28 protein-coding genes are annotated in these 26780 nt (G+C 56.8%); 11 read left to right on the forward strand and 17 right to left on the reverse strand.

Annotated features, from left to right (window positions below; translation table 11 throughout):
- The first annotated feature begins 1 nt into the window (after window position 1).
- The 5 genes from ACR0E2_RS02990 to tsf all read left to right on the forward strand — a co-directional run bounded on the left by ACR0E2_RS02990 (window position 2) and on the right by tsf (window position 3808).
- A complete protein-coding gene (locus ACR0E2_RS02990) occupies window positions 2-184 on the forward strand; it encodes a DUF3553 domain-containing protein (RefSeq protein ID WP_050602459.1) in 183 nt (60 codons plus the stop codon).
- Window positions 185-292: 108 nt separating this feature from the next.
- The gene (olsB, locus tag ACR0E2_RS02995) at window positions 293-1048 is read left to right on the forward strand and encodes an L-ornithine N(alpha)-acyltransferase (RefSeq protein WP_480445119.1); all 756 of its coding nucleotides are present in this window, start codon (window positions 293-295) and stop codon (window positions 1046-1048) included.
- Window positions 1035-1889: a lyso-ornithine lipid O-acyltransferase gene (gene olsA / locus ACR0E2_RS03000; protein ID WP_480445120.1), complete on the forward strand. Its 855-nt coding sequence runs from the start codon at window positions 1035-1037 to the stop codon at window positions 1887-1889. The genes olsB and olsA overlap by 14 nt, the downstream gene beginning before the upstream one ends.
- Window positions 1890-2055: 166 nt before the next feature.
- The gene (gene rpsB, locus ACR0E2_RS03005; protein WP_152457971.1) at window positions 2056-2856 is read left to right on the forward strand and encodes a 30S ribosomal protein S2; all 801 of its coding nucleotides are present in this window, start codon (window positions 2056-2058) and stop codon (window positions 2854-2856) included.
- Between the two features lie 76 nt (window positions 2857-2932).
- Window positions 2933-3808, forward strand: a complete 876-nt coding sequence (tsf, locus tag ACR0E2_RS03010) for a translation elongation factor Ts (protein WP_480445122.1) — start codon at window positions 2933-2935, stop codon at window positions 3806-3808.
- A gap of 367 nt (window positions 3809-4175) precedes the next feature.
- On the opposite strand, the gene ACR0E2_RS03015 is transcribed toward tsf, so the two are convergent.
- The gene (locus ACR0E2_RS03015) at window positions 4176-4931 is read right to left on the reverse strand and encodes an autoinducer binding domain-containing protein (RefSeq protein ID WP_480445123.1); all 756 of its coding nucleotides are present in this window, start codon (window positions 4929-4931) and stop codon (window positions 4176-4178) included.
- Window positions 4928-5377 carry a type II 3-dehydroquinate dehydratase gene (aroQ, locus tag ACR0E2_RS03020; RefSeq protein WP_171115935.1) on the reverse strand — a complete coding sequence of 150 codons (450 nt, stop codon included), beginning with the start codon at window positions 5375-5377 and terminating at the stop codon, window positions 4928-4930. The genes ACR0E2_RS03015 and aroQ overlap by 4 nt, the downstream gene beginning before the upstream one ends.
- Before the next feature lie 456 nt (window positions 5378-5833).
- Between aroQ and ACR0E2_RS03025 the strand changes: the two genes are divergently transcribed.
- Window positions 5834-6652 carry an SDR family oxidoreductase gene (locus ACR0E2_RS03025; RefSeq protein ID WP_480445125.1) on the forward strand — a complete coding sequence of 273 codons (819 nt, stop codon included), beginning with the start codon at window positions 5834-5836 and terminating at the stop codon, window positions 6650-6652.
- 28 nt (window positions 6653-6680) lie between these two features.
- Here ACR0E2_RS03025 and ACR0E2_RS03030 read toward each other — a convergent pair whose 3' ends face one another.
- Window positions 6681-7310, reverse strand: coding sequence for a DsbA family protein (locus ACR0E2_RS03030; protein WP_480445126.1), 630 nt, complete (start codon window positions 7308-7310; stop codon window positions 6681-6683).
- Window positions 7311-7527: 217 nt separating this feature from the next.
- On the opposite strand from ACR0E2_RS03030, the gene ACR0E2_RS03035 reads away from it, so the two are divergent.
- Both ACR0E2_RS03035 and ACR0E2_RS03040 read left to right on the forward strand, forming a co-directional pair.
- Window positions 7528-8742 carry a serine hydrolase domain-containing protein gene (locus ACR0E2_RS03035; protein WP_480445127.1) on the forward strand — a complete coding sequence of 405 codons (1215 nt, stop codon included), beginning with the start codon at window positions 7528-7530 and terminating at the stop codon, window positions 8740-8742.
- 51 nt (window positions 8743-8793) lie between these two features.
- On the forward strand, window positions 8794-9663 hold the full coding sequence (locus ACR0E2_RS03040; protein WP_171204759.1) for an acyl-CoA thioesterase: 870 nt from the start codon (window positions 8794-8796) through the stop codon (window positions 9661-9663).
- Here ACR0E2_RS03040 and ACR0E2_RS03045 read toward each other — a convergent pair.
- From ACR0E2_RS03045 to ACR0E2_RS03095, 11 genes are all read right to left on the reverse strand, one after another.
- On the reverse strand, window positions 9660-10427 hold the full coding sequence (locus tag ACR0E2_RS03045) for an SDR family oxidoreductase (RefSeq protein ID WP_480445129.1): 768 nt from the start codon (window positions 10425-10427) through the stop codon (window positions 9660-9662). The genes ACR0E2_RS03040 and ACR0E2_RS03045 overlap by 4 nt on opposite strands.
- A 185-nt stretch (window positions 10428-10612) precedes the next feature.
- Window positions 10613-11302: a phosphate regulon transcriptional regulator PhoB gene (gene phoB / locus ACR0E2_RS03050; RefSeq protein WP_152457978.1), complete on the reverse strand. Its 690-nt coding sequence runs from the start codon at window positions 11300-11302 to the stop codon at window positions 10613-10615.
- A gap of 12 nt (window positions 11303-11314) precedes the next feature.
- Window positions 11315-12016 (reverse strand): phosphate signaling complex protein PhoU, encoded by a 702-nt coding sequence (gene phoU, locus ACR0E2_RS03055; protein ID WP_171115921.1) that lies wholly within the window; start codon window positions 12014-12016, stop codon window positions 11315-11317.
- Window positions 12017-12032: 16 nt separating this feature from the next.
- Complete coding sequence (gene pstB, locus ACR0E2_RS03060; protein ID WP_171228332.1) at window positions 12033-12830, reverse strand: phosphate ABC transporter ATP-binding protein PstB; 798 nt, start codon at window positions 12828-12830, stop codon at window positions 12033-12035.
- 12 nt (window positions 12831-12842) lie between these two features.
- On the reverse strand, window positions 12843-14174 hold the full coding sequence (gene pstA, locus ACR0E2_RS03065; protein WP_171115919.1) for a phosphate ABC transporter permease PstA: 1332 nt from the start codon (window positions 14172-14174) through the stop codon (window positions 12843-12845).
- A complete protein-coding gene (gene pstC, locus ACR0E2_RS03070) occupies window positions 14171-15643 on the reverse strand; it encodes a phosphate ABC transporter permease subunit PstC (RefSeq protein WP_480445131.1) in 1473 nt (490 codons plus the stop codon). Before pstC ends, pstA begins: the two co-directional genes overlap by 4 nt.
- Before the next feature lie 92 nt (window positions 15644-15735).
- Window positions 15736-16776: a substrate-binding domain-containing protein gene (locus tag ACR0E2_RS03075; protein WP_152457983.1), complete on the reverse strand. Its 1041-nt coding sequence runs from the start codon at window positions 16774-16776 to the stop codon at window positions 15736-15738.
- Between the two features lie 194 nt (window positions 16777-16970).
- Window positions 16971-18011 carry a sensor histidine kinase gene (locus tag ACR0E2_RS03080; protein ID WP_480445133.1) on the reverse strand — a complete coding sequence of 347 codons (1041 nt, stop codon included), beginning with the start codon at window positions 18009-18011 and terminating at the stop codon, window positions 16971-16973.
- A gap of 27 nt (window positions 18012-18038) precedes the next feature.
- Window positions 18039-18563: a gamma carbonic anhydrase family protein gene (locus tag ACR0E2_RS03085; RefSeq protein ID WP_171204764.1), complete on the reverse strand. Its 525-nt coding sequence runs from the start codon at window positions 18561-18563 to the stop codon at window positions 18039-18041.
- Window positions 18560-19201: a guanylate kinase gene (gmk, locus tag ACR0E2_RS03090; RefSeq protein WP_170344277.1), complete on the reverse strand. Its 642-nt coding sequence runs from the start codon at window positions 19199-19201 to the stop codon at window positions 18560-18562. The genes ACR0E2_RS03085 and gmk overlap by 4 nt, the downstream gene beginning before the upstream one ends.
- A gap of 17 nt (window positions 19202-19218) precedes the next feature.
- Window positions 19219-20109 (reverse strand): YicC/YloC family endoribonuclease, encoded by an 891-nt coding sequence (locus tag ACR0E2_RS03095; protein WP_171328396.1) that lies wholly within the window; start codon window positions 20107-20109, stop codon window positions 19219-19221.
- A gap of 245 nt (window positions 20110-20354) precedes the next feature.
- On the opposite strand from ACR0E2_RS03095, the gene ACR0E2_RS03100 reads away from it, so the two are divergent.
- The gene (locus ACR0E2_RS03100) at window positions 20355-21029 is read left to right on the forward strand and encodes a PAS domain-containing protein (protein ID WP_480445135.1); all 675 of its coding nucleotides are present in this window, start codon (window positions 20355-20357) and stop codon (window positions 21027-21029) included.
- A 68-nt stretch (window positions 21030-21097) separates the two neighbouring features.
- Here the strand turns inward: ACR0E2_RS03100 and ACR0E2_RS03105 are convergent, their stop codons facing one another.
- Window positions 21098-22468 carry a class II 3-deoxy-7-phosphoheptulonate synthase gene (locus ACR0E2_RS03105; RefSeq protein WP_171115908.1) on the reverse strand — a complete coding sequence of 457 codons (1371 nt, stop codon included), beginning with the start codon at window positions 22466-22468 and terminating at the stop codon, window positions 21098-21100.
- Window positions 22469-22637: 169 nt separating this feature from the next.
- On the opposite strand from ACR0E2_RS03105, the gene ACR0E2_RS03110 reads away from it, so the two are divergent.
- Complete coding sequence (locus ACR0E2_RS03110) at window positions 22638-23642, forward strand: GlxA family transcriptional regulator (RefSeq protein ID WP_171168156.1); 1005 nt, start codon at window positions 22638-22640, stop codon at window positions 23640-23642.
- A gap of 9 nt (window positions 23643-23651) precedes the next feature.
- On the opposite strand, the gene ACR0E2_RS03115 is transcribed toward ACR0E2_RS03110, so the two are convergent.
- Window positions 23652-24179 carry a GNAT family N-acetyltransferase gene (locus tag ACR0E2_RS03115; protein ID WP_171228326.1) on the reverse strand — a complete coding sequence of 176 codons (528 nt, stop codon included), beginning with the start codon at window positions 24177-24179 and terminating at the stop codon, window positions 23652-23654.
- Window positions 24180-24275: 96 nt separating this feature from the next.
- Window positions 24276-25373: a PQQ-dependent sugar dehydrogenase gene (locus ACR0E2_RS03120; protein WP_480445137.1), complete on the reverse strand. Its 1098-nt coding sequence runs from the start codon at window positions 25371-25373 to the stop codon at window positions 24276-24278.
- A gap of 153 nt (window positions 25374-25526) precedes the next feature.
- Between ACR0E2_RS03120 and ACR0E2_RS03125 the strand changes: the two genes are divergently transcribed.
- On the forward strand, window positions 25527-26708 hold the full coding sequence (locus tag ACR0E2_RS03125) for an ABC transporter substrate-binding protein (protein ID WP_224855817.1): 1182 nt from the start codon (window positions 25527-25529) through the stop codon (window positions 26706-26708).
- Window positions 26709-26780 lie beyond the last annotated feature (72 nt).

The following is a 26780-nucleotide window of genomic DNA, read 5'->3' on the forward strand; positions in this document are numbered from 1 at the left end:
AATGACAGACATGAATGCTATTCTTGCACCGGGCATGTTTGTTCGCCACCCGGATTTCCCCGAATGGGGTGTCGGACAGGTTCAGTCCAACATCGCAGGCAAGATCACCGTTAACTTTCGCGAGCAGGGGAAAGTGGTAATCGACGGAACACGCATCGCCCTGATGCCGGTCTTTGATCCGTGAAACTGGTTTAAGAAGAGTTAACGGAAAAGACCAGATCTCCACTTGTTGCCTTCCCCCGAAGAACTGAGGTATCAGCCGCGTTGATAAAACAGGATCGATAAGTCTGACATGCCGGACGCTGGCCCCTCGTTCACGATCAAACTGGCGGAAACCCAGGACGAACTGCGCGCAGCGCAGCGGTTGCGTTATGACGTATTTGTGCGCGAACTCGGCGGCGGAGGGGCGCTGGTCGATCATGTGGCCGGGCTGGAACGGGACCGGTTTGATCCCTATTTCGATCACATGCTGGCCATTGATGATGCGACCGGAGAAGTTGTCGGCGTTTACAGGCTGTTACCGGGGGATCGCGCCGCTGAATTGGGGCAGTTTTATTCCGAGGATGAATACGATCTGAGCGTTCTCAAGCAAAGTGGCCGCAAGTTGCTGGAACTGGGTCGGTCGTGCCTGCACAGGGACTACCGGGGCGGTACGGCCATGTATCATCTCTGGAATGGTCTCTCTCGCTATGTGGCCGAACGCCAGATCGAAGTTCTGTTCGGCGTCGCCAGCTTTCACGGCACGGATGTTCAGGAACTGGCCCAGCCGCTGTCGATGCTGCATAACAATCATCTGGCGCCGCCAGACTTGCGGGTGCGCGCCCAGCCGAGCGTGTTTCAGTCCATGGATCTTGTCGCACCGGACGCGCTGGATCGTCGTCGTGCCATGGTGCAGGTTCCGGCCCTGATCAAAGCCTATCTGAGGCTTGGCGGGTTTGTGGGTGAGGGGGCGTTCATCGATCATTCCTTCAACACCACCGATGTGTGCCTGATCCTGGATACGACCCGCATGAACGAGCGGCAGAAGCGCATCTATGGCGGAGCTTGATCCGGTGAATGATCCGCTTTGGAACAGTGAGGATGCGCCGGATCCGATCGAACTGGGTTTTGTCGGCTGGATTCTTGTGATCCTGAGGGGTTTGCCCTTGGCCATCCTTGTGTTCGGTGGGCTGCTTGTTCTGTTGGCCATTCGATTGATCGAGTTGCCGCTTTTCGGTGTTCGTCGCCCCGTTACACCGTTCATCAGCCAGTTCGTGTGTCGAAACGCGTTCCGGATCCTGGGAATCGGATTTCGCTGCTCGGGCGCGTTGATGAAGGAACACGGTGCCGTTGTCGCCAATCACACATCCTGGCTGGATATCTTTGCCCTGAACGCCCGCAAAAGGGTCTACTTCGTGTCCAAGGCAGAAGTTGCGAACTGGCCGGGTATCGGGTGGTTGGCACGGGCCACCGGGACCGTATTCATCGAGAGGGATCGCAAAAAGGCGCGCGAGCAGACGGCGATCTTCGAAGAACGCCTGAAGGCCGGACACAAGCTGTTGTTTTTCCCCGAGGGCACCTCGACCGATGGATTGCGTGTTTTGCCATTTAAAACAACGCTCTTTGCCGCTTTCTTCGCAGACGAGCTGCGGGATTTCATGTATGTCCAACCGGTCTCGGTGGTGTTTCACGCGCCGAAAGGTCAGCCTGATCGGTTCTATGGCTGGTGGGGCGATATGGATTTCGCGCCTCATCTGCTCAAGACATTGGGCGCGCGCAGGCAGGGGTCCGTTGAACTGATCTATCACGCTCCCGCCCGGGTCAGGGATTTCACCAACCGCAAGGAACTGGCGGCCCATTGCGAGGCGGCAGTGCGCCACGCGCATGCATTGTCGCGGCTTGAAAAATAAGTCTTTGACCCTTGCACTGCCTTCAAACCTGCCGTATACGCGCGCCATTCAAACCCGCAGGCGGGGTTTGGGCCTTGTAGGGGAGACATCCCTATCTGGCCCGCCGGTTGGAGCATTCGCTTCTTTCACCCCCGCCGAGGCGTAAACCGGAAAAGGAAAACACAGCATGGCTCTTCCCGAGTTCACCATGCGTCAGCTGCTGGAAGCTGGCGTTCACTTCGGCCACCAGACACAGCGTTGGAATCCCCGCATGGGCCCGTTCATCTACGGCTCGCGCAATGGCATCCACATCATGGACCTGACCCAGACCGTTCCGATGCTGGACCAGGCTTTGCAGGCCGTTCGTGACACCGTTGCCAAAGGTGGCCGCGTTTTGTTCGTTGGTACCAAGCGTCAGGCTGCTGGCCCGATCGCAGAAGCGGCTGAAAAGTCGGCTCAGTACTACATGAACCACCGCTGGCTGGGCGGCACGCTGACCAACTGGAAAACCGTTTCCCAGTCGATCAACCGTCTGAACCAGATCGACGAAGCGATGGAATCGGGCGCCGAAGGCCTGACCAAGAAAGAGCGTCTGGGCATGGAGCGTGACCAGGCCAAGCTGCAGGCTTCGCTGGGCGGTATCCGCGAGATGGGCGGCGTACCTGATCTGCTGTTCGTCATCGACGTCAAGAAAGAAGCACTGGCCATCGCCGAAGCCAACAAGCTGGGTATCCCGGTTGTGGCTGTTGTAGACACCAACTGCTCGCCCGACGGTGTTGATTACATCATCCCTGGCAACGATGACGCAGCCCGCGCGATCTCGCTGTACTGCGATCTGGCCGCACGTGCCGCTCTGGACGGTATGACCGCTCAGCTGGGTGCCGCTGGCGTTGATTTGGGTGAATTCGAAGAAGCGCCGGTTGAAGAAGCCGTTGCGGAAGAAGCACCCGCTGAAGAAGCTGCTCCGGAAGCCAAAGCCGAAGCGTAAGCTGCCCGTCACGTAAATGACATATGGGGCAGGGTAGACCTGCCCCAATTCCATTTGAATTGAGGAGAGCCTAAAGATGGCAATCACAGCAGCAATGGTTAAAGAACTGCGCGACTCGACCGGCGCAGGCATGATGGACGCGAAAAAAGCGCTGACTGAAACTGGCGGCAACATGGATGAAGCCGTTGACTGGCTGCGCACCAAAGGTTTGGCCAAGGCGGCCAAGAAATCGGGCCGTACCGCAGCTGAAGGTCTGGTTGCAGTTCACGTCGATGGCGGCAGCGGTGTTGCTGTTGAGGTGAACTCGGAAACCGACTTTGTCGCGAAAAACGCCGAGTTCCAGGAAATGGTCGGCAAGATTGCATATGCGGCTGAAGGCGTCGACAACGTAGAGGAACTGCTGGCAGCGGATCTGGGCGGCAAGTCCGTCGCGGACACCCTGACCGACAAAATTGCCACCATCGGTGAAAACATGTCGGTGCGTCGCATGGCGAAACTGTCGGGCGACACCGTTGTGTCCTATGTCCACAATGCGGCCACCACCGGCATGGGCAAAATCGGCGTTCTGGTTGCTTTGACCGGTGGCGACGAAGCGATCGGCAAGCAGGTTGCAATGCACATCGCGGCTGTGAACCCGGCGGCCCTGTCCGAAGCAGACATGGACCCGGCAGTTGTCGAGAAAGAAAAGCAGGTCCAGATGGACATCGCCCGCGAATCCGGCAAGCCGGAGCAGGTGATCGAAAAGATGATCGAAGGCCGCATGAAGAAATTCGTCGCGGAATCGACTCTGTTGAACCAGCAGTTTGTCGTGAACCCTGACCTGACCGTCGAAGCAGCGGCCAAGGAAGCAGGCGCGACCATCACCGGCTTCATCCGTCTGGAAGTTGGCGAAGGCATCGTGGTTGAAAAAGAAGATTTCGCCGCCGAAGTCGCCAAAGCCGCGCAAGGTTAAAAGGGCACAGGGAAAGAACCAGCAACGGCCTTTCCCAACAAATCTAAAGGGTTACGCACTGCGTAACCCTTTTTTTCTGCCATCGGCGGATTTCAAAATTCTGAAATGTAGAGAAGAATTGGAGGGCCCCGCATGATGGGGATGGTCGAGGCCCCCCAAAATTCCGACACCGGTACGCGGACAAATAGGCGCCCCCTTGTCAGAGTGATCGGAGAGCTTTGTTATTGCAAAGATCCAATCCAATGTTCCCTGGCTAAAGCCACCACTCACGGAACACTCTCACTTTGCAACTTTTCCGATTGGTTTGAAAAGTAGTGATTTCCTTACCTAGGGTAAACTGACGCGGGATAGCGTCAAAATATTGCGGTCATGCTTCCATAATGAACATCTGGTTGTGCAGAGACGCTTTGAGAACCGCTTGCGCCGTCGTTTCGACCGAAAGCGCCTCGCGCGCGAGTCGCAGGTGCTTTTCCACCGTTGCAGATGTCAGACCCATCAGCAGCGCGATGTCCTGAGTGGTTTTCCCGTCACCAACCCATTGCAAAGCTTCGCGTTGGCGTTTGGTAAGTGCCCGGTTCGGCGGATGGAACGGCAATGTCAGGATTTTCAGATGGGCAACATTGTTCATGAGCAGAATGTCGTCGCCGTGCTCTTCCCAGACCTCATCCACATCCTCCTGGCTCAACCCATTATTGGCCGACAGGGAAATCGCCCCTTTCGAGCGCATGGAAACCGAGTTGAAGCTGACGGTATAACCGGAAACCACACCCATGGATTTGTTGAACTCGAAAACTTCGCGTTCCTTCGCGGTCATCGTCCCGCCCGAGTTCATGTCCTGCAACATTTTCCAGCTGGCGGCGCCTTCGTTGTCCAAGGCCCACTTCAACATCGGAGCGTGAAAATACAGACCATCCTTGATGAATCCGTCCACATAGGCCCGTTTGTGGTTCGTCAGGATTACGAAATCTTCTGGATCACCCAGAGACGTGGCCGTCCGGTATTGCGTGTACCCATAGATCAGGCGGGAAAATCCATATTCGGCCATTTGGCGGCAATGCGCATCCCACAGGTCTTCCAGGGTTTTGGCGTAGCTGACAAACCGAAGATATTCCTTGAGCTTCATGTCGTGCTGCCTGCTTTCAGATGAGCCGCGAGCGCATCCAGCGCGAGGATATAGCTGTGGGCACCGAATCCGCAGATCTGACCCAGTGCGACAGGGGCTATGTAAGACCTGTGCCGAAACGTTTCCCGGGCATGAATGTTGGAAAGATGCACTTCGACAACCGGCAGTTCCACTGATGCAATCGCATCCATAAGGGCAATCGACGTATGCGTGAAAGCGCCTGCGTTCAGTATAAGCCCGCTTTGTACACCGCGGGCCGCGTGAATGGCGTCAAGAAGCACACCTTCGTGATTGGATTGCAGGTGGGTGACGTCCAGCCCGATGGAGGCGCCATGCCGAACGCAACGATCCTCGATCATATGTAGTGTCGTGCTGCCGTAAACCTCGGGCTGCCGTGTTCCAAGCAGGTTGAGGTTTGGGCCATTCAATACCAAAACGTTATGCATGTTTTCACGATCCCCATACTTGGTTCATAGACGCGAAAAGGCCGGGTTGTCTACCTGACTTTGGTGGATTGAATACAGACAGTTGCCCTGAAAACAGGCCTTGAGATGAAAGAGGTAACCAAGTTCAGTCATTCGACATGACGACACCACGCGTCCGTTTGGACTTGGGCCGTAAATTTACATCCGTTTTTCGATTGCGGGAAAACAGGTTTTCGGGCGCGTCGTCGTCGGTATCAGTATCGGAACATTGGAACTATCCGGGCTTATCGGCCGGCCATTTGCGACGCTGAGTAATCCTTGCATACCGTTTCTGATGCGATTGAAGATTGTCATGTGGAATTTTGGTGCAACCCGGTTTCGTGCCAACGCAGAGGGCGGATGATCGTCGTGAAGACAACGAGGCTTTGAACCGGGTCGGAATGCAACCGAAATCAGATTTAGCAGAGGAACACGACAATGACCCCCGATACCCTTTTCACGCTGCCCGGCAAAACCGCATTGGTCACCGGAGGTGCTACGGGTATCGGTCGGATGGCCGCAGAGGCGTTGGTCCGGGCCGGTGCGCGCGTGTTGATTGCTTCTCGAAACGGGGACGCCTGTGTGGCGGCCGCCGCCGAGTTGAATGCGCTGGAGGCACCGGGAAGTGCCGAAGGGTTTGCCGGAGACATCGGCAGTGAGGCAAGTATCGCCAAACTGGTTTCGGACATTCAGGATCGGACGGAACGGCTTGATATTCTTATGAATAACTCTGGCGTGACCTGGGGCGCGCCCTTGGGCCAGTTTCCGTATGACGCGTGGGACAAGGTGATGTCGGTCAACGTGGCCGGGGTATTCGAGCTTACCCAGAGGCTGCTGCCGATGTTGATGCAATCCGGAACCGCAGACGATCCGGCCAGGGTCGTGAATGTTGGATCCGTGATGGGAGAGGTTCCCATGGGGGATGGCGCCTATAGCTATTCAGCCTCGAAAGCTGCGGTTCTGCATCTGACAAAAATCATGGCCAAGGAACTGTCGCCCTACCACGTGACGGTCAACGCGCTGGCTCCGGGGCCGTTCGTATCGCGGATGACGGCCTTTGCTACGGCGGATGAGGACAAGCGTGAAAAGGTCGGCAAGTCAGTGCCTCTTGGGCGCGTCGGCTGTGATGAAGATATAGCCGGGTGCGTGCTGTTTCTGTGCGGACGCGGGGGCAGTTATGTAACCGGTTCGATTATCCCGGTTTCTGGTGGGATCAACGTTGTAACGTCGGGCAATATCTTCGCCGAAGCGTTCTGAGTCGCGCTGCGATCAAAACCGATCCTGTTCACAACGTGTTGGATTTGTGTCGTTTCTTGTCTTTCGACAGTTCAATTTCCAGGTTCGGCAAGCTGTTCTTGCCAAAGAACATTTCAGATCCGTAAAACAGGCTGGGAACGCCAAAAACGCCTCGGCGCACGAATGATTTGGTCTGATCCTTCAGGTCCTGTTTGATTTCGGGGCTTGTCATGGCCTCGCGCAGCTTGCGAACGGGAAGTTCATTTTCCTGGAAAATGTCAATCAGAACGGCCAGTTCATCTGCCTTTTGCCCATGCACCCATATGGCATCAAAGATGGCGTTTATGTATTTGATTTCCCATGATTTACCACTAGCGAACCGGGCGCCGCGCATCGCAAATTTCGTATTGATCGGAAAATGCGGGCTCATGTGAAAGCTCAGCCCGCGACGCCGCGCGAACCGATGCAAGTCATGAGTAAGATAGGCGGTTTTCTGGCGGTTTTCGGAAAACGCCTGAAACGGGCTCTGGTTGTGCGTTGCCTTGAAAACAACAGGCAGAAGGACAGGGGAATACGTGATCTTGGCATTATGCCGCGCGGCCAGCTCTGGCAGCATCTTGTGGGCCAGAAAGGCATTTGGGCTGCAAAAATCGTAAACGAAATCTATGCTTTGCGTCATGCTATTCCTCCAGGCCAATCCGGCACGTCGCCGTCCAACAATTTACAAGCGAATCTGTGACGGTTTCACTGTATCACTTGGATTTAAGGCGTGCCTCTTGGCTCTGCTTGTATAACCATTCATTTCAGCCCGGGTTTTGCTGTTGTTTCAGGCCCTACTCGTACACGAAATTAGTCAACTTCTGGTGGAACTCAAAAAAATGCTTCGAAAACAAGTCATGTTCGATGAAACGCGCCTGAACCGGATTCGCATCTGGATGGACAGCTATGTTGAGCAGCGCAAGTACGCGGGTTCGTCCTTTTTGCTGAAGCACAATGGGGATGAGGTCTTTTTCCACGCCAGCGGCCTTCGAAATCTTGAAGAGGACTTGCCGTTCCAACGCGATACGCTGGTGCGCATCTACTCGATGACCAAACCCGTCACGTCTGTTGCCTTGATGATGCTGGCGGAACGTGGGCTGTTTCACCTCGACGCGCCGCTGTCGGATTTCCTTCCCGAGTACAAACAGATGCAGGCTCTGGTACCCGGCGCGGACAAGCTGGATCAAGCCGAGGACGCGGCAAGCCCGACCCTTCATCAGTTGCTGACCCATACCAGCGGTTTCAGCTATCCGTTCAACCCTGGGATTCTACCGGAGGCGATGGATGAAAAGGACCTTATATTCAAACCAAATCAGGGTCTTCTGAAAGATCGCGTACGTGAACTGGCAGAGTTACCCTTGGCTTTCCAGCCCGGAACACGGTGGGAATATTCGGTTGGAACCGATGTGCTCGGGCGCGTTGTCGAGGTCGTCTCGGGACAGACCCTGGAACAATTCTTCCGGCAGGAAATCTTGGCGCCCCTCGAGATGCGCGAAACCGGGTTTTCCGTGCCCGACGGGGCAGGGGACCGGTTCGCCTCGCTTTATACGCCGCTGGCCGGCGACGCGATGGCGTTGAATTCCGCGGATCAGGGAGGCGATACCTTGCGGCTGGTGGATACCCACGAAACCTCTCCATTTGCGAATGCGACAACCTTCTCGGGCGGCGGTGGGCTGGTTTCCACAATCGATGACTATGTCAAATTCGTCGACATGCTTCGCAATCGCGGGTCCGGCAACGGGCATCAACTGCTTGGCCCGAAAACGGTGGACTTCATGATGCGCAACCACTTGCCGGGCGATATCGCCTCGATGGGACCAAAGAGCTTTGCGGAACAGCCCATGGAAGGCATGGGATTTGGCCTTGCAGGGTCGATTGTCCTCAATCCGGGTCGGGTGCGCGTGCCCGGATCCGTTGGTGATTTCAGCTGGGGTGGCATGGCCTCGACCTATTTCTGGATCGACTGGCAGAACGATCTGACGGCTGTGTTCTTCACGCAATTGTCGCCGTCCAGTTCCTATCCATCCCGGGCTGAACTCAAGGCCTTAGTGCACGCCGCCATGATTGAATGATTTTGCTCAGGCTGATACCCGGGTTTCGATCAATTAGCCCATGAGCAGACAATGACCGAAGCGGAACGCATCTTACTGGACCTTCTGGATATCGAACGGCTTGAAGTCGATCTTTTCCGCGGCACAGGATCGGGTGGAGAAACACCAACCCGAATTTTCGGCGGTCAGGTCATTGCGCAGGCCTTGGCCGCGGCATACAGAACCGTGGAAGACCGGTTGTGCCATTCCCTGCACGCCTATTTCATCCGACCCGGGGATCCAGATAAACCCGTTATTTATCAAGTAGATAGAGCGCGTGACGGGGGGTCGTTCACAACCCGTCGCGTTGTTGCCATTCAAAATGGCAAGCAGATCCTGAACATGTCAGCTTCCTTTCACGTTCAGGATGAAGGTTGGGATCATCAGCATCCGATGCCAACCGTTAATCCACCCCAGACGTACCCATCGCGTTCTGAGCTTCGACACGCATATGTGGATCGCGTGCCCGAAGGTTTTCGCGGTGAGCTTCTGCGTGAACGCCCGATCGAAGTGCGGGAGGTGGATCATCTGGATCCGTTCAACCCCGAAGTGTCGGACGACCGCAACAAAACCTGGTTTCGCATGGCGGCTGCCGCGTCTGCGGACGCGAAAACTCAACATCTGCTTTTGGCCTATGCGTCTGATATGAACCTGATGTCGTCAGGTTTGCGACCGCACGGGCTGAGCTGGTTTTCCGGAGAGTTCAACGGCGCCAGTCTGGACCATGCTTTGTGGTTTCATGCACCTGTGAAATTTCAGAACTGGCATCTGTATGTGATGGATTCTCCGTGGACGGGGCAGGGACGCAGCTTCAATCGCGGATCGATCTATTCAGAAGACGGAACCCTGGTCGCGTCGGTGGCTCAGGAAGGTCTTATGAGGAAGGTTCAGAGAAAACGTTAAGTATCTGGCGTAAACTGTTGATTCAACTTTCGCATCCCGCCCAGCCAGCGATCGTAGTCAGCCGCTTTGAGTTGCAGATAATCCAAAACCTGCGGATGCGGAAGAACCAGAAATCGTTCTTCCCGGATGGCTTGTACGCAGGTTTCAGCGACGTCATCGGGCTCCAGCATTCCGTCGATCGATGCTACTGAAACCTCATGTCCTTCAGTCATTTTTGACCGAACCGCCTGAGGACAAAGAATCGAAACCCGCAGACCTTTGGCGCCATATGTCAGCGACAGCCACTCGGCAAATCCGACCGCCGCGTGTTTCGTGACACCGTATGGCGCTGCACCCGGTTGGTTCAGCAAACCCGCCGCAGAGGCCGTCGTCAGAATATATCCGCCGCCGCGACCGATCATGCGAGGCACCAAATGGCGCGCGGTCCACACGTGCGACATCACGTTGATTTTCCAGATTTTTTCCCATTGATTATCGGGAACATCCAGACCGCCAAGCGTCAGGATGCCGGCATTTGCGCAGAACAGATCAATTGGGCCAACAGTATCTTCGGTGAAATCAATCAACGCCTTGATCTGTTCCTCATCCGAAACGTCACATGTGAACGCAACACCGCCAGTTTGGGTTGCGACTTCACGGGCTCCGGCTTCGTCAATATCCGAACAGATGACGCGCGCACCTTCCTGAGCAAAACGTTCCGCCAAACCCCGGCCAATGCCATCTGCGGCACCGGTCACGATGACAGTTCTATTTCTGAGCTCCATGGCGCATTCCAAAACAAGTCTTATGTGTTCTGGGCAGAGTGTTCACTTTGCTGCCAAGTTACAAGCGGCCATTAATTACCATAATACTGATTATGCGAATACCGACTACCGCCACGGGGCGCCACCCACAAATACGGCTCCTGTCAAAATTCAAACGATTTTGGCGCCATATACGCAGGATGTGGTTATCCCAAGGCGTATCCAGCGCCGCGGACGGTTCGTACTGGATCGGTCCCACCATATTGCGTCAAAGCTTTGCGCAATCGCCCGATATGCACATCAACGGTTCGGGTATCGACATAGATGTCGCGACCCCAAACCCGGTCCAGCAATTGCTCGCGGCTCCAGACCCTGCCCGGCTTTTCCATGAATGTGCTGAGAAGCCGGAACTCGGTCGGCCCCAGTTTCAGGGGTTTGTTGTCCCGGCTGACCTTGTGCGTCTCAGAGTCAAGAATGATGTCATCGAATTCCAGGCGCAAACCAACGGTCGAAGGACGGACGCGGCGCAATTGCGTGCGAACGCGCGCCATAAGCTCGACCACGGAATATGGCTTGACCACGTAATCATCCGCGCCGGTCTCAAGACCGCGGACTTTGTCGACTTCCTCGGTCCGGGCCGACAACATAATAATCGGGATTGAACGCGTGTCCGGACGGCTTTTCAGGCGTCGGCAGACTTCGATACCGCTCAGATTGGGCATCATCCAGTCTAGAACAATGATGTCCGGACAGTCTTCGTCAACCAACAGCATGGCTTCTTCGCCGTTGCCAGCCTTGGAAACCCGAAACCCTTCAGCTTCAAGGTTGTAAGCCAAAACCTCACGCTGGGCCATTTCATCCTCTACAACCAGAACGGTAGGTTGATCTGCGGACATCTCGCTCGTCTCCTAAACGGTTTGCGACGTGTTGTCAGCCTTGGGCCGGGCTTCGGCCGGGCGGTCGCCGGTGACCAGATACACGACCTGTTCAGCGATCGAGGTTACGTGATCGCCCATGCGTTCGATGTTCTTGGCGATGAAATGCAGGTGCATGCAGGCCGAGATATTGCGCGGGTCTTCGGCCATGAATGTCAGAAACTCCCGGAACAGGCCGTTATACATCTGGTCAACCTCTTCATCACGGTTAATGACGTCTGTGGCCAGTTCCGCATCGCGCTGAATATAGGCATCCAGCGCATCACGCAGCATCCGCTCGACCTCGCGTGCCATACGGCGCAGGGCCGCAGCGCTTCCGTTAATCTCGCTGGCATTGACCAGAACCGTAGTTCGTTTGGCGATATTCTTGGCATAGTCGCCAATGCGCTCAAGGTTGCCGGATACCTTCAGAACCGACAGGATCAGCCGCAAGTCACTGGCCGTGGGTGCCCGCAGCGCAATCAACCTGGCCGTTTCTTCGTTGATCAGTTCTTCAAGCGCGTCGATGGCTTTGTCGCCTTTTCGCACCTCTTGCGCCAACTCTTCATCACGGGTTTCCAGCGAGCGGGCCGCGCCTATGATGGCGGCCTCGACCAGTCCGCCCATCTTCATGATATGCGCTTGGATCGCTTCGAGGTCGCGATCAAAAGCAGTTGCAATATGTTGTTCGCTCATTGTCAGATACCTGTGCTTAGCCGATGCGGCCTGTAATGTAGCTTTCCGTGCGCGGATCTATCGGATTGGTAAAGATCTGGCCGGTTTCACCGAATTCAACCAGATTGCCCAAGTGGAAAAAGGCCGTTTTCTGACTGACCCGTGCCGCCTGCTGCATCGAGTGGGTGACGATCACAACAGAAAACCGCGACCTCAGTTCATCGATCAACTCTTCGACCTGTGCGGTCGCAATCGGATCAAGAGCCGAACACGGCTCGTCCATCAACAGAACTTCGGGTTCGGTGGCGACGGCCCGGGCGATGCACAAACGCTGCTGCTGGCCGCCGGACAGGCCGGTGCCCGGTGCATCCAGACGATCCTTGACCTCATCCCAGATCGCGCCGCGACGCAGGGATTTTTCCACGATTTCATCCAGTTCTGCCTTGTTGCGGGCCATGCCGTGAATGCGCGGGCCATAGGCTACGTTGTCATAGATCGATTTAGGGAACGGGTTGGGTTTTTGGAACACCATTCCGACCTTGGCGCGCAACTGGACCGGATCGACACGCTTGTCATAGATGTCTTCACCATCCAGCAAGATGTCGCCTTCGACACGGCAGATATCGATGGTGTCATTCATTCGGTTCAGGCAGCGCAGGAAGGTGGACTTGCCACAACCAGATGGACCGATGAAGGCCGTGACGGTCTTGTCTTCGATCTCAACGCTCACGTCCTTGATGGCATGGGTTTCACCGTAGAAAACCTGTACGTTCCTGGCGTTGATCTTGATGTCTTTGGAGTCCACGGTTCTCTCCACTCGTGTCATGTCGTTCATTCCAGCCCCCATTTACCAGCGGCGTTCAAAGCGGCGGCGCAAGATGATTGCGATGATATTCATGGTCAGCAGGAACATCAAAAGAATGATGATCCCACCCCACGCCTTCTCGTAAAAGCCGACGTCAGCGCGTGCGGCCCATGTATAGATCTGGGCGGGCATGGCCGAATTCGGCTCGGTAAAGCCTGCAAGAAAGCCGTCGGGATATCCGCGTGCGACAAACCCCACCATGCCGATCAGCAAAAGAGGTGCGGTTTCCCCCAAGGCTTGCGCCAGACCGATGATGGTACCTGTCAGAATGCCCGGCGCAGCCAGCGGCAGCACGTGGTGGAACACCGCCTGCATTTTCGACGCCCCTACCCCAAGCGCCGCGTCGCGTATCGACGGAGGCACGGCCTTCAAGGACGCGCGGGTCGAGATGATAATCGTCGGAAGCGTCATCAGGGTCAGAACCAGACCGCCGACCAGCGGTGCCGATTGCGGTAGATGCATGAACTGAATGAAAACGGCCAGGCCCAGAATACCGAAGACGATGGACGGAACCGCGGCCAGGTTCGAAATGTTCACCTCGATCAGGTCAGTCAGCTTGTTCTGCGGCGCAAATTCTTCGAGATAGATCGAAGCTGCAACGCCAATCGGCAGAGACAGACACAGAACGACCAGCATCATGAAGAATGATCCCACAACCGAGACACCGATGCCTGCGCCGCCGGGGTTGTCCACGCCTGCGTCCGCGCCGGTGATGAAGGGCCAGTTGAATGCCTGCTTGATGATGCCAGCCTGTTCCAGCGCATCGACCAGATCCAGATCGCTTTTTTGCAGAAACCGGCTGTCCTGTATCGTGTCGCGGGATACGCGGCCTTTGAAATACCCGTCCACCCGGCTGGATGCTGCCAGATCGAATTGGACCGGCTCACCCAGCTTGTCGGGGTTTTCGGTATAGAAGGTCCGGATCGTCCCGCCGACTTTACCCAAAAGGCGTTCGATCGCGGCCTCATCAAAATCAACGCTGATTCCGCGTTCAGCAAGTTCACTGTTCAACTGAGCGACGAACAGGTTGGAATAGACTTTTGTCTTGAACAGGGCCCCTTCGGCTTCGTCCCGCTGCGGTTCGGTCAGTGTGAAATCGATGCTGACGACCGTGCGTTGGAAGGCCGGAATCCCCTGCGACAGGATCGAAGCGAACAGAACAACCAGAAAGAACAGACCGGTTGCGATTGCAGCGATGCCATAAGCACGGAACCGTTTCTCGGCCTTGGCACGTTTCTTCGTGCGTTCATCCGAAGCCGTGAGCGAGATCGTATGGCGACCGGATTGGGGGCTTTGCATACTGGTGTCGGTCATTCGTACTGCTCCCGGTATTTGCGCACGATATACAGGGCACACACGTTGAGCCCCAAGGTGAGAATGAAAAGGGTCATGCCAAGTGCGAAGGCGACCAGTGCCTCGGGCGAGGCAAAGTCGGCGTCCCCCGTCAACTGGCTGACGATTTTGGCTGTCACGGTTGTCATGGCTTCGAACGGGTTCAGGCTGAGGCGGGCCGCGGCCCCTGCCCCGAGAACCACGATCATGGTCTCGCCGATGGCACGCGATGCCGCCAGAAGGATCGCGCCGACGATACCGGGCAACGCGGCGGGCAGAACGACCTGACGGATGGTTTCGGATTGCGTGGCGCCAAGACCGTAAGAACCGTCGCGAATGGCCTGAGGCACCGCGTTGATAATGTCGTCAGACAGAGATGAGACAAACGGGATCAACATGATCCCCATCACCAGACCCGCAGTCATGACGGCGGTGCCGGCTTTCATCCAGCCCAGGCCACTTTCACCAAATACGTCCAACAGCAGCGGGCCGACGGTCAACAAAGCGAAGAGACCGTAAACGATGGTCGGAATCCCGGCCAGCACCTCAAGCAGCGGCTTGGCGACGGACCGCAAGCGGGGCGAAGCGTATTCGCTGAGATAGATCGCGGCGAACAACCCGATCGGTACCGCAACCAGCAATGCCACGACAGAGATGTAGAGCGTCCCCCACAGCAGCGGCAAGATCCCAAGTTCGGACAACCCGCCGCGGCCCGAAAAGCTGGGCGCCCAGGTCATACCGAAAAAGAAATCTGACGCGGGGTACAGTTTGAAGAACTCCCAGGTGTTGAACACAAGAGACAGGACAATGCCCACCGTTGTGAGGATTGCAACCGACGCGGCCGCCAGAAGCAGGACACGAATCCCCTGTTCCACAACGTTGCGCGCACGGTATTCGGCGTTGGTTTGCAACCAGCCCGCTACGGCACCGATCAAGGCAACCGCAATAACGGCAATGGACATGATCGCATACCCGGTCGAGCTCATGGCGCGATAGCTCTGCGCGGCGCGCAGTACCGGTTGGGTGATGTCCGAGGTCACCACCTGCCCCGCGTCCTTCAAAAGCTGGGTGATCTCGCTGATATTTGCATCGGCATCACTGGCGGCGTTCTCGGTCAGGGTTCCAAGCGCAACCGCATTGTCCAGCCCGGCGGCGGTGCGGCGTACTTCGGCCATCACCAGGCTGCGAGAGGAACCTTCCTTTATCACGGAGTCCGGTATCATGTCCGACACCTGCGCATTGAGGAAGAAAGGCTGCGCCAACAGCCACACGATCAAGAGACCGAAGGCCGGAACAAGTGTCTTCAGCGCAACGTTTGCGCCGTAAAATGATGGCAGGGAATGCAGATTCCGACTGTCACCATCTGCGTTTTGCAGTGCGCGTGTGCGTCCCAACAGATAGCCGACAGCCGCGATCGCCGAAACGATCAGAAAGAGCCAAAGTATCGGCATGACACCCCCATTGCCTTCGATTGCGAGTAGTAAAAAGACAGTGAAGGGGCGACTGATCCGTCGCCCCTATTTGCATTAGAACGGTGTCAGGCTCAGCTGCCCGAACCCATGGTGACTTCGTTGGCGATCGCGTCCTGAGTTTTTGCCAGTTCGGGATCGGCGACCAGGCCATAGTTGGCAAGCGGGCCCGAGGGACCGGCGATTTCGTCATGGGTGAAGAACTGCGCGTATTCCTTCAGGCCCGGGATCACGCCGATATGAGCTTTCTTCACGTAGAAGAACAGCGGGCGAGAAACCGGATATTCGCCGGTCGAGATGGTTTCGGTCGACGGTGCGACGCCCGACATGGTGGCAACCTTCAACTTGTCGGTGTTGTTCTCGTAGAACGCCAGACCAAACACGCCGATACCGTTGGGGTTGGTGTCGATACGCGCCAGGGTTTCGGTGTAGTCACCGTCGATATCAACCGATTTGCCATCGGTGCGAACCGCCAGACAGGCATCTTCAGCGTCGTCTTCGCTCATGCCGCCCGCGATCATGGCTTCCATGGCGCCGGTTTCTTCACAACCGATCAGCAGAACTTTTTCTTCGAACACTTCGCGGGTGCCGTGCTTGGTGCCTGGGATGAAGCTTGCGATTTCAACATCGGGCAGTTCTGGGTTGAACTCGGCCCAGGTGTTGTACGGGTTGTCAACGATCTCACCGTCTTTCAGAACTTTTGCACCCAGAGCATTGAAAATGTCGGACGGTTCGAACGCGGTGAAGGCAGGCCCGGTCTGCTGGCTAGCGAATACGATGCCGTCATAACCGATGCGGACTTCCATGATGTCGGTCACACCGTTTTCGGCGCAGGCTTTGATCTCTTTTTCACGGATCGCGCGCGACGCGTTTGCAACGTCGATGGTGTTTTCGCCAACGCCTTCGCAGAAACGCTTCAGACCAGCCGACGAACCGCCGGATTCAACAACCGGAGTTGGAAAGTCTGTGTTTTCACCGAACAGTTCGGCTACGATCGAGGCATAAGGCAGAACGGTCGACGAACCGGCGATCTGAACGTTGTCACGCGCCGCAGCAGTGGTCGCCGAGACGGCAGCGATAGCCAGCGCAGATGCCGACAGTTTTACAAAGGACATTTCAGTCTCCCTGAAAAGGTGTACTTGATCACCACCATGATGATCCTGCGGGGACCCCTATGGGGCGTGCGTAAGCCTTTTGTGACACATGCGTAACGGTTTTATGACAGCAGGGCATTTTTTTGCGTTTGACCCCTGGAACAGCCAATGCCCCGTGGGGTCAGATTAAAAGCAAACTTGCATTCCAAGTTGTTTCAACGGGGCAAAATTACCGTAAAAACAGAACCTTTTCCCAATTCGCTTTCGACACGAAGTCTTCCACGATGGCGATTAACGATGTGCTTCACGATCGCAAGGCCAAGCCCGGTTCCGCCCAGTTGCCGCGACCTGTGGCTGTCGGCGCGATAGAATCGCTCTGTCAGGCGCGGCAGGTGAACGGCATCTATGCCGGGCCCTTTGTCTACGAACTGGATTCGGACAGCCGGGCCGCGCATCGCCGGATCCCTGTCCGCCGGCAGGACACGTACCGTAACACTACCGCCACTGGCGCCATACTTGATCCCGTTCTCGATGAGATTGGTGAAAACCTGTCGCAACTGGTCGCTGTCACCGGTGACTGAAAGCGGACCGTTTTTCACATCCAGCGACAAAACCACGCCAGCATCCTCCGCAAGGGGCCGCAGCGAGTTTATTGTGGATTGAAGAAGACCGGTAAGTTCCAGCTGTTGCTTGGGTCGAACACGTTCTTCGCTTTCGACCCGGTTCAACGACAACAGATCCCCGACCAGACGGTTCATCCGGTTGGCCTCATCGGCCATGATCTTGAGGAACCGGTCACGCGCGGCGGGGTCATCCCGGGCCGGACCGCGCAGGGTTTCGATAAACCCCATCAAGGCAGTCAACGGCGTGCGCAATTCATGGCTGACATTGGCCACGAAGTCCCTCCGCATCTGGCTGGCGTGCTCCAGATGGGTGGTATCCTGAAACGTGACCATGACGGCCCCTTCGGAAGCGACCCCGTTCATGTATCTGCATTCAACTGTGTATGTTGTGTCCTGCGCACCGTCATTGGACAGATGACGTGCTTTCTTTGCGCTTCTGCTTGTCAGGCTTTGCTCAATCGCGTCCAGAACCTGTGGCTGTCGCAATATGGTCGCAAAATGACGTCCAACAATGTTCTGGCCCAGAAGGGACGTTGCATCCGTGTTCGCGGCCATGATCCGTTCGGTCTGATCCACCATCAGCGCCGGCAGCGGGATCGCAAGAACAATGTCCTCAAGAACGTCTTCGGTCATGGTTCAAAACCCACTCTTTCCGTCGCGTCAAAGCGCAGGTTTCAGGGTTTCGCGGAATTTGCGCATGTTTTCCTGATAGTGCAGCGCACTGAACGTGATCCTTTGGGCTGCGGCCTCATCCAGCTGGCGCACGACCTTGCCCGGCGATCCCATGACAAGCGAATTGTCGGGGATTTCCTTGCCCTCGGTGATCAGGGCCCCTGCTCCGATCAGGCAGTTCCGACCGATCTTTGCCCCGTTCAGGACGATTGCGCCCATTCCGACCAACGTGTTTTCGCCTATGGTGCAGCCATGCAGCATCACCTTGTGCCCGATGGTGCAATTTCGACCAATCGTCAGGGGAAAGCCGGCGTCGATATGCATCACGCAGTTTTCCTGAACGTTGCTGCCCTCGCCGATCCGGATTTCTTCGTGATCCGCGCGAATCGTACAGCCGAACCAGACCGAGGCCCCCTGCTCCAGCACAACCTTGCCAATCAGATTGGCATCCGGCGCGACCCAGGTGTCCTCGTGAATGTGCGGAGCTTGCTCTCCCAAAGCATAAATGGTCATGACAGTCCCTCGAATTCTCTCTGCAACTTGCGGACGTGCTGTTGCAACCTGGGTTGCTGAATGCGGCGCATCCGTTCCGCGCTGACGATGGTTTTCAGCTTTTCTTCGGTTGCCTCGAGGTCATCGTTGATCAGGACGTAATCGTAATAGCCCCAGTGGCTGATTTCATCCCAGCTTTTGAGCATACGGCGGCCGATGACGTCATCACTGTCCTGTCCGCGCGTTTCCAGCCGGCGGCGCAGCTCGGGGATTGACGGCGGCAGAATGAAGATCGACAACGCGTGTTTGCCCAGATCCGAGTTTCGGATCTGCACTTCACCCTGCCAGTCGACGTCGAACAATACGTCCTTACCGGCATTGATCGAATTTTTGACCGGCTCGGCAGGCGAACCATAGAAGTTTCCGAATACATGGGCGTGTTCCAGCATCTGCCCATCAGCGACCTGCTGTTTGAACTCGTCCTCGGACAGAAAGAAATACTCGCGCCCATGCTCTTCCCCGGGGCGTGGGGCGCGGGTCGTCGCCGAGATCGAGAATTCCAGATCCGTATCCCAGGCCATCAACCGTCTGGCCAGGGTCGATTTGCCCGCTCCGGACGGAGAAGACAGGATGATTAGTAGGCCTCGGCGGTCCGCCATGTCAGTCGTTCCCATTCTTATTCCACATTCTGCACTTGTTCGCGCATCTGATCGATCACCGCTTTCAGTTCCAGCCCGACCGATGTCAGGTCCGAGCTTTGCGCCTTGGAACACAGCGTGTTGGCTTCGCGATTGAACTCTTGCATCAGGAAATCCAGCTTGCGGCCCACGGCCCCGTCCTGTGCCAACAACTCACGAGCGGCCGCCACATGCGCGGTCAGGCGGTCGATTTCTTCGGTTATATCCGCCTTGACCGCGATCATCGCAAGCTCTTGCGCGACACGATCGGGATCCGCGCCCTGCGTATTCTCCAGCACCCGCGCGAGATTCTCGCGCAGCCCCTCGGTCATCTTGTCCTTGCGTTGCTCGGCAATCTCTGCGGCCTGCGCCGTCAGCTCCGCGACCTGATCCAGTTGCGTGTTCAAGACAGCGGCCAAAGCTGCCCCTTCGGCTTTGCGCATATCTATGAACGCCGCCAGAAGATCTTTGAATTCGGACGTTAGATGAGCAACAAGCGGAGCCGGATCGTCGGCCTCGGTTCCTGCATCCATCATCCCCTTGAGCGCCAAAAGATCTGACGCACGCGACGGCGCAAGCGTGATGCCGCGCGCAGCTGCCCGCGCTTCAGTTCGCTCAAGAGCCGTCAGGGCCGCAGCCATCGCGGTTTCGTTCAAGGCCAGTTCCGGGGCAGAATCCTCGCGGTTCAAGCGCATCGACAGGGTCACGTTTCCCCGGCTCAGGGATTTGGACAGGGACGCCCGCAACGCGACTTCGAGGCCGGTCAACCAGTCGGGCACGCGCAGACGCATGTCCAGCCCCTTGCCATTTACGCTGCGAAGTTCCCACGACCAACTGTGCGGGCCGAAAGTTCCCTTCCCCGCGGCAAACCCGGTCATGGATCTGATCATGATGGCCCTTTCCTGTTCCCCTGCTGTTTCGAGCATGTGCCGCACCTAATGCCATTGACTGGTGCAGAGCAAGAGTTTGCTGACGACGCAATTGTTTGGCGCAAGTTAACCATTCGTTAAAGAATTGCTCCAAAATTGAAATAACCCGAGTCAAAATGCCCATAGCAATGGTTTGCGGGCCGCAGATGCTTCCAATGTGTTGCATTTTATGAAAAAGGCGGACAATTGACGGTAGGGTGATGAAAATGAAAACCTTTTTCGGGATAGGTTCCGGGTCAGAATTTGGAAAGATCGTCGCAATGGATCGCTTTGACAGTGGGCGCAGCCTATCGCCGATCCGCCAGGCCGAGGCGTATTGGACCGCATTGTTGAGCGGCGACAGCGTGCCCATGCGGTCTCAAATCGACCCGCGCGGTCTTGAGAATGTTCTTGAATATACGTTCATCCTGGAACGCATCGCACCCGGCCTGGCCCGATTTCGTCTGGCAGGCAGCCATCTGAACGCGCTTGCAGGGATGGAAGTGCGAGGGATGCCGTTGACCGCGTTCTTTCAACCGGATGCCCGTGCGCAAACCAAGGATGTTCTGGAACAGGTATTTGCATCCCCCGCTGTTGCCGAATTGAGTCTGAACTCGGGCGGGGTGTTGGGACGTACCCGGATGCAGGCCCGGATGATCCTTTTGCCACTGAAAAGCGACCTTGGGGATGTCAGTCGTGTTTTGGGGGTCATGATCGCCGATGGCGCAATCGGCAAGACACCGCGCCGGTTTTCACTGGCCGATACGCGGATCAAACCGGTTTCTGAAATTAAGGTGCCCGCGCCCACACAGCGCCGCCCTGTGGAAGGTTTTGCCGAGGAACAACGCGAATTCAAGCGCTCTGCCGGCCATCTTCATCTGGTGGTGTCTCGCGACGATTGAGACCCGCCGATTGCCGTGATCAGAAACAGCGGGCCGATAGCCCGCTGTTGTCAGTGATTCAGATGCGCTCAGCTTACCGCGCGTTTCGAGCCGTTGCGGCGCAGGTTGGTCAGCTCTTCCGCCACCAGGAACGCAAGTTCCAGCGACTGCGACGCGTTCAAGCGCGGATCGCAAGCGGTGTGGTAGCGGTCCGACAGGTCCTCTTCGGTCACGGCACGTACACCGCCGGTGCATTCGGTCACATCCAGCCCGGTCATTTCGAAATGCACGCCACCGGGGATGGTTCCCTCGGCCTGATGCACTCCGAAAAAGTCACGCACCTCGCGCAGAACAGAATCGAACGGGCGGGTTTTATAGCCCGTGGCCGATTTGATCGTGTTTCCGTGCATCGGGTCGCAGACCCAAGTGACCTTGGCGCCCTCTTCCTTGACCGCCTTGATCAGACGCGGCAGATGCTCGCCCGCCTTGCCCGCACCGAAGCGCGCGATCAGGGTCAGGCGCCCCTCTTCGTTGTCGGGGTTCAGCTTTGACATCAGAACTTTGAGGTCCTCGGCCGTGGTGGTCGGGCCGCATTTCAGACCGATCGGATTCAGCACCCCGCGGCAGAACTCGACATGCGCGCCGTCGGGCTGACGGGTGCGGTCGCCGATCCAGATCATGTGACCCGAGCCGGCCAGCCAGTTGCCCGAGGTGGAATCCAGACGCGTCAGTGCCTCTTCGTATTCCAGCAGCAGCCCCTCGTGGCTGGTGTAGAATTCGACGGTCGAGAATTCATGAGTTGTTTCCGCAGTGATTCCAGCGGCTTCCATGAAGTCGATGGTGTCCTGAATGCGATCGGCAACCTCGGAATATTTCTGAACGTCCTGTTCATCCGCGAAACCCAAAGTCCAGGCATGCACGCGGCTCATGTCCGCGAAGCCGCCGGTCGAGAACGCACGCAGCAGGTTCAGCGTCGCCGCCGCTTGCGTGTAGGCCTGCAACATCTTGTTGGGATTCGGAATCCGGGCTTCGGGCGTGAAGGCCAATTCGTTGATGATGTCGCCGCGGTAGCTTGGCAGTTCCACACCGTTTACCACTTCGGTCGGGGCACTGCGTGGTTTGGCAAATTGCCCGGCCATACGACCGACTTTGACCACTGGCACCTTGGCGCCATAAGTCAAAACCATCGCCATTTGCAGCATCACCTTGAAGGTGTCACGGATCGCATCAGCGCTGAATTGTTCAAAGCTTTCAGCGCAATCCCCACCTTGCAGAAGGAAGGCCTCGCCGCGCCCGGCGGCACCCAGATGCTGTTTGAGACGCCGCGCCTCGCCGGCAAAGACCAGCGGGGGATACTTTGAAAGCTGAGCCTCGACCTTGGCCAGCGCGGCCGCGTCGGTATAATCTGGCATCTGAACCCGGGGCTTGTTGCGCCAGTTCGATTTTTGCCATTCGGTCATAGCTTTGATCTCCGCTGAAGTTTTCAGGTGGTCTCTATACAAAATGCAATGAAGAGTGACCATATCCCATTTGCGCCTCTTGACGACGTAAACAAGCTTTGATCATGGTGGCTGTCAAATCTGCTGCTGGATAATCAACTGACCAGCAGCGAAGCAAGGACATCTCGCCATGCAAGAGCAACGCCAAGTTGTCACGGTGGAAGACACTGCGGCCCCACCCCGGAATTTCGTGTTTGTCCTTTTGGACAAGTTTTCGCTTCTGTCCTTTGCTTCGGCGCTTGACAGTCTGCGCATCGCCAACCGCATGGCGAACAGACAGCTTTACACCTGGAAGCTGATGGGAGAAGGCGGAGAGACGGTAACCTGCTCGGCCGGGACCGAGTTCAAGCTTGACAGTGATCTGGTTGAGTTGCAGCGCGACGACGTTGTTCTGATTTGCGGTGGTGTGGACGTTCAGGCGGCCACCAGCAAACGCGTGCTGAACTGGCTGCGGCGCGAAGCCCGAAGGGGATTGCGGATCGGTGGCCTCTGCACTGCGGCCTATACTCTGGCAAAGGCCGGGTTGCTGGACAACAAGAAGGCAACGATCCATTGGGAGAACTCTGACAGTTTCATCGAGGAATTCGATGAGGTCGAACTGACCAAAGCCGTCTTTCAGATCGATGGCAGCCGCATGACGACTGCGGGCGGCACCTCGTCGATTGACCTGATGCTCAAGCTGATTGCAGATGACTATGGCGAGGATCTGGCCAACGCGGTGGCGGATCAGATGATCTATTCCTCGATTCGAACCGACCAGGACACGCAGCGCCTGTCAACTCCGACCCGAATCGGTGTGCGGCATCCGAAGTTGAGCCAGGTTATCCTGATGATGGAAAAAAACATCGAAGAGCCGATCTCGCCCTCGATCCTTGCCAAGGACGTAGGTATGTCGACCCGCCAGCTGGAGCGTCTGTTCCGCCGGTATCTCAGCCGTTCCCCCAAGCGCTATTACATGGAGCTGCGCCTGCACAAGGCCCGCAACCTGCTGATGCAGACCGATATGAGCGTCATCAACGTGGCGCTGGCCTGTGGTTTCGCCTCGCCCAGCCATTTCTCGAAATGCTACCGGGCGCATTACAACACCACGCCCTATCGCGAACGTGGTGCGCAAAGTGGAAGACTGTCAGTCTAAGGCTCAGCGTCAAAGCTCTTTGACGAAATAGTGCAAGTGCGGTCGGAGCATGGGCTGATCTTTGTAGGTTGTTGTCTTGATCGGAGAGTCCAGTTCCACAAACCCGAGCTTGGGATACAAAGACCGCATTTCCACATTTGGAGTGAGTGTATCTGCGATCAATCGCTTCAGCCCCATAGCTCTGGCGGCTTGTTCTCGTGCTTGAATCAATGCGCGCCCCACTCCGGTGCCCCGAGCGTCTTCGGTTACAAATACACGTTTCAACTCGCCGGTAGACTGATCAAACCGTTTCATCATTCCACACCCCACGATTTTGCCATCGCGGTTTCTTGCGACGATCAGGCATCCGTTCGGAGGCATGTAGTCATCCGTGTTCGCCCAGAATTCCTCAAGTGCGCTTTGCGGTGCGGAAGGATCCAATTCGAACCCCATACCCTGCATTCTTTGAGCGATAAGAGCATAATATTGCTCCAAAATCATATTCAGCTCGGTTCTTGGCGGGATACTTGTGCACAATTCAATGTCGAAATCACTCATTGATATCCCCTTAACCGTGTAACCTGTTGGACAGAGTGACTGCGACGATGGAAACGCGCAAATGGAATTGTAAAGTCTGCTGGCATGCTTCGTATGTCACTGTTTTACAGACATCCTGTAAACCGCGCCCTGCCCGACTGAAATGAACCAGATCGCCCCATCCGGGGCCTGCACTATGTCACGGACCCGTTCGGTCTCGGGGCCCTTGATCTGCTCGACCTCGCGCAGCGGGTCTCCGGACAGCCGCGCGATATAGTCGAATTTCAGCGAGCCCACGAAAATGTCGCCCCGCCATTCAGGAAACATATCGCCGGAATAGACCATCAACCCCGACGGCGCGATCGACGGGTCCCAGTATAGGCGCGGCTGTTCCATACCGGGCTTGCTGGTGCCCTCGCCGATCTTCTCTCCGGAATAATGCGTGCCGTACGAGATGACCGGCCAGCCGTAATTGGCGCCGGGTTTGACAAGGTTCACCTCGTCGCCGCCGCGCGCCCCGTGTTCCGACACCCACAATCGGCCGCGCGCATCCAGATCGGCCCCCTGTGGGTTGCGGTGCCCATAGGTCCAGATTTCAGGTCGGATATCTGCCTGCCCGATGAAAGGATTGTCCGACGGCACCGAGCCGTCGCGGTTGATACGGATCACGGACCCTATGGCGTTCGAGCGATCCTGCGCCTGTGGCGCATCCCCTCGATCTCCGATGGTTACAAAAAGCGTGCCGTCATTGGCTTCTACAACGCGCGAGCCGAAATGCCGCCCGCCTGATCCGCCGGGGGAAGCCTCGAAAATGACCCGCAGATTCGTCAGACGCGTGCCGTTCTTAGACAGGCGCGCGACGGTGACAGCCGTGCCTGCGCCACCCTTTTGCGGTTTTGAAAAGGTCAGAAAGACCTCGCGGCTTTGATTGAAATCGCGCGGGATCGTGATGTCCAGCAATCCGCCCTGCCCCGAAGCTGCAACCTTGGGAACGCCGGATATGGCTTTCGCCTCTCCGTCCTGAACATACAGCAGGTTTCCGTCCCGTTCGGTGACAAGAAAACTGCCGTCAGGCAGGATGCCGACGGCCCAGGGCGTATCCAGCCCGCCTGCCATTTCGGTGAGTTCAATTTTCCCGACCGAGGTCGACACCGCCTGTGCAAAGGCGCTTTGAGTGCAAAAAGTGAAGAACAGAATCGCGGCAGCTCTGCGCATGTTGACCCCTCTCCGGACAATCTTGGGCAAACCCTAACAAAACAGATAGATTTCCGATCGATAAAAGCACGATTGCGTTAGGACTTTTCTTTTCCGGGCAGCTTGCCTAGGTTCGTGGCCAGAACGAATACGTTCACAATAGGGAGTAACCATATGAAAAAGCTGCTTACAGCAACTGCAGCATCCGCTTTGCTGGCCGGACCTGCGCTGGCCGAGGACATCACGCTTGGTGTTTTGTTCGGATTCACCGGTCCAATTGAATCGCTGGCACCTGCAATGGGTTCGGGCGCTGAATTGGCGATGGCGGAAGTCACCGAATCCGGAAAACTGCTGGATGGATCCAAAGTGACCGCATCGCGCGCCGACACCGGCTGCATTGATAACGGTTTGGCCACTTCGAACGGCGAACGCATGATTGCGGACGGTGTTGCCGGAATCATAGGCGGCGATTGCTCGGGCGTGACCGGTGCGATCCTTCAGAACGTCGCGATTCCGAATGGCATGGTCATGATCTCACCCTCGGCGACCTCGCCGGGCCTGTCGACCATGGAAGACAACGGCCTGTTCTTCCGCACCGCGCCGTCAGATGCGCGCGAAGGCCAGGTGATGGCGGATATCCTGAAGGATCGCGGCATCAACTCGATCGCTCTGACCTATACCAACAACGACTACGGCAAGGGTCTGGCGGACGCGATTCAAACCTCTTTCGAGGCAGCGGGTGGTGAAGTGACCATCGTTGCAGCGCATGAGGATGGCAAGGCCGACTATTCGGCCGAAGTTGGTGCTCTGGCCTCGGCCGGTGGCGACATTCTGGTCGTTGCGGGCTATCTGGATCAGGGCGGTCTGGGCATCATTCAGTCGGCGCTGGACAGCGGTGCGTTTGACACCTTTGGCCTGCCCGGCGGCATGATCGGTGACTCGCTGCCGGCCAATGTCGGCCCCGACCTGAACGGTTCGTTCGGTCAGATCGCCGGTTCGGGCGGTGAAGGCGCCGAGAAGTATTTTGCCATGGCCGAAGCGGCAGGGTTCGACGGTTCGTCGCCCTATTCGCCCGAATCCTATGACGCTGCGGCTTTGTTCATGCTGGCCATGCAGGCTGCCGGATCGACCAATCCGGCCGACTATGGCGCCAAGATCATGGACGTCGCCAACGCTCCGGGCGAAAAGATCTATCCCGGCGAACTGGCCAAGGGTCTGGAATTGCTGGCAAACGGTCAGGACATCGACTATGTCGGTGCGTCCGGTGTTGAGCTGATCGGCCCCGGCGAAAGCGCGGGGTCCTATCGTGAGATCGAAGTGACCGACGGTGAAAACAAGACCGTCAACTTCCGTTGATTGATCGCCAAAGGCTATGAATGCAAGCAGCCCGGGCCTTGTGTCCGGGCTGTTTCAATGAAAAAAGACCGC

The organism is Ruegeria sp. A4 (assembly GCF_056543025.1).

Excerpts from the sequence above, each read along its gene's own strand:
- ACR0E2_RS02990 (WP_050602459.1), top strand. The coding sequence starts at position 2 with ATGACAGACATGAATGCTATTCTTGCACCGGGCATGTTTGTTCGCCAC.
- olsB (WP_480445119.1), top strand. The coding sequence starts at position 293 with ATGCCGGACGCTGGCCCCTCGTTCACGATCAAACTGGCGGAAACCCAG.
- olsA (WP_480445120.1), top strand. The coding sequence starts at position 1,035 with ATGGCGGAGCTTGATCCGGTGAATGATCCGCTTTGGAACAGTGAGGAT.
- rpsB (WP_152457971.1), top strand. The coding sequence starts at position 2,056 with ATGGCTCTTCCCGAGTTCACCATGCGTCAGCTGCTGGAAGCTGGCGTT.
- tsf (WP_480445122.1), top strand. The coding sequence starts at position 2,933 with ATGGCAATCACAGCAGCAATGGTTAAAGAACTGCGCGACTCGACCGGC.
- ACR0E2_RS03015 (WP_480445123.1), bottom strand. The coding sequence starts at position 4,931 with ATGAAGCTCAAGGAATATCTTCGGTTTGTCAGCTACGCCAAAACCCTG.
- aroQ (WP_171115935.1), bottom strand. The coding sequence starts at position 5,377 with ATGCATAACGTTTTGGTATTGAATGGCCCAAACCTCAACCTGCTTGGA.
- ACR0E2_RS03025 (WP_480445125.1), top strand. The coding sequence starts at position 5,834 with ATGACCCCCGATACCCTTTTCACGCTGCCCGGCAAAACCGCATTGGTC.
- ACR0E2_RS03030 (WP_480445126.1), bottom strand. The coding sequence starts at position 7,310 with ATGACGCAAAGCATAGATTTCGTTTACGATTTTTGCAGCCCAAATGCC.
- ACR0E2_RS03035 (WP_480445127.1), top strand. The coding sequence starts at position 7,528 with ATGTTCGATGAAACGCGCCTGAACCGGATTCGCATCTGGATGGACAGC.
- ACR0E2_RS03040 (WP_171204759.1), top strand. The coding sequence starts at position 8,794 with ATGACCGAAGCGGAACGCATCTTACTGGACCTTCTGGATATCGAACGG.
- ACR0E2_RS03045 (WP_480445129.1), bottom strand. The coding sequence starts at position 10,427 with ATGGAGCTCAGAAATAGAACTGTCATCGTGACCGGTGCCGCAGATGGC.
- phoB (WP_152457978.1), bottom strand. The coding sequence starts at position 11,302 with ATGTCCGCAGATCAACCTACCGTTCTGGTTGTAGAGGATGAAATGGCC.
- phoU (WP_171115921.1), bottom strand. The coding sequence starts at position 12,016 with ATGAGCGAACAACATATTGCAACTGCTTTTGATCGCGACCTCGAAGCG.
- pstB (WP_171228332.1), bottom strand. The coding sequence starts at position 12,830 with ATGAACGACATGACACGAGTGGAGAGAACCGTGGACTCCAAAGACATC.
- pstA (WP_171115919.1), bottom strand. The coding sequence starts at position 14,174 with ATGACCGACACCAGTATGCAAAGCCCCCAATCCGGTCGCCATACGATC.
- pstC (WP_480445131.1), bottom strand. The coding sequence starts at position 15,643 with ATGCCGATACTTTGGCTCTTTCTGATCGTTTCGGCGATCGCGGCTGTC.
- ACR0E2_RS03075 (WP_152457983.1), bottom strand. The coding sequence starts at position 16,776 with ATGTCCTTTGTAAAACTGTCGGCATCTGCGCTGGCTATCGCTGCCGTC.
- ACR0E2_RS03080 (WP_480445133.1), bottom strand. The coding sequence starts at position 18,011 with ATGACCGAAGACGTTCTTGAGGACATTGTTCTTGCGATCCCGCTGCCG.
- ACR0E2_RS03085 (WP_171204764.1), bottom strand. The coding sequence starts at position 18,563 with ATGACCATTTATGCTTTGGGAGAGCAAGCTCCGCACATTCACGAGGAC.
- gmk (WP_170344277.1), bottom strand. The coding sequence starts at position 19,201 with ATGGCGGACCGCCGAGGCCTACTAATCATCCTGTCTTCTCCGTCCGGA.
- ACR0E2_RS03095 (WP_171328396.1), bottom strand. The coding sequence starts at position 20,109 with ATGATCAGATCCATGACCGGGTTTGCCGCGGGGAAGGGAACTTTCGGC.
- ACR0E2_RS03100 (WP_480445135.1), top strand. The coding sequence starts at position 20,355 with ATGAAAACCTTTTTCGGGATAGGTTCCGGGTCAGAATTTGGAAAGATC.
- ACR0E2_RS03105 (WP_171115908.1), bottom strand. The coding sequence starts at position 22,468 with ATGACCGAATGGCAAAAATCGAACTGGCGCAACAAGCCCCGGGTTCAG.
- ACR0E2_RS03110 (WP_171168156.1), top strand. The coding sequence starts at position 22,638 with ATGCAAGAGCAACGCCAAGTTGTCACGGTGGAAGACACTGCGGCCCCA.
- ACR0E2_RS03115 (WP_171228326.1), bottom strand. The coding sequence starts at position 24,179 with ATGAGTGATTTCGACATTGAATTGTGCACAAGTATCCCGCCAAGAACC.
- ACR0E2_RS03120 (WP_480445137.1), bottom strand. The coding sequence starts at position 25,373 with ATGCGCAGAGCTGCCGCGATTCTGTTCTTCACTTTTTGCACTCAAAGC.
- ACR0E2_RS03125 (WP_224855817.1), top strand. The coding sequence starts at position 25,527 with ATGAAAAAGCTGCTTACAGCAACTGCAGCATCCGCTTTGCTGGCCGGA.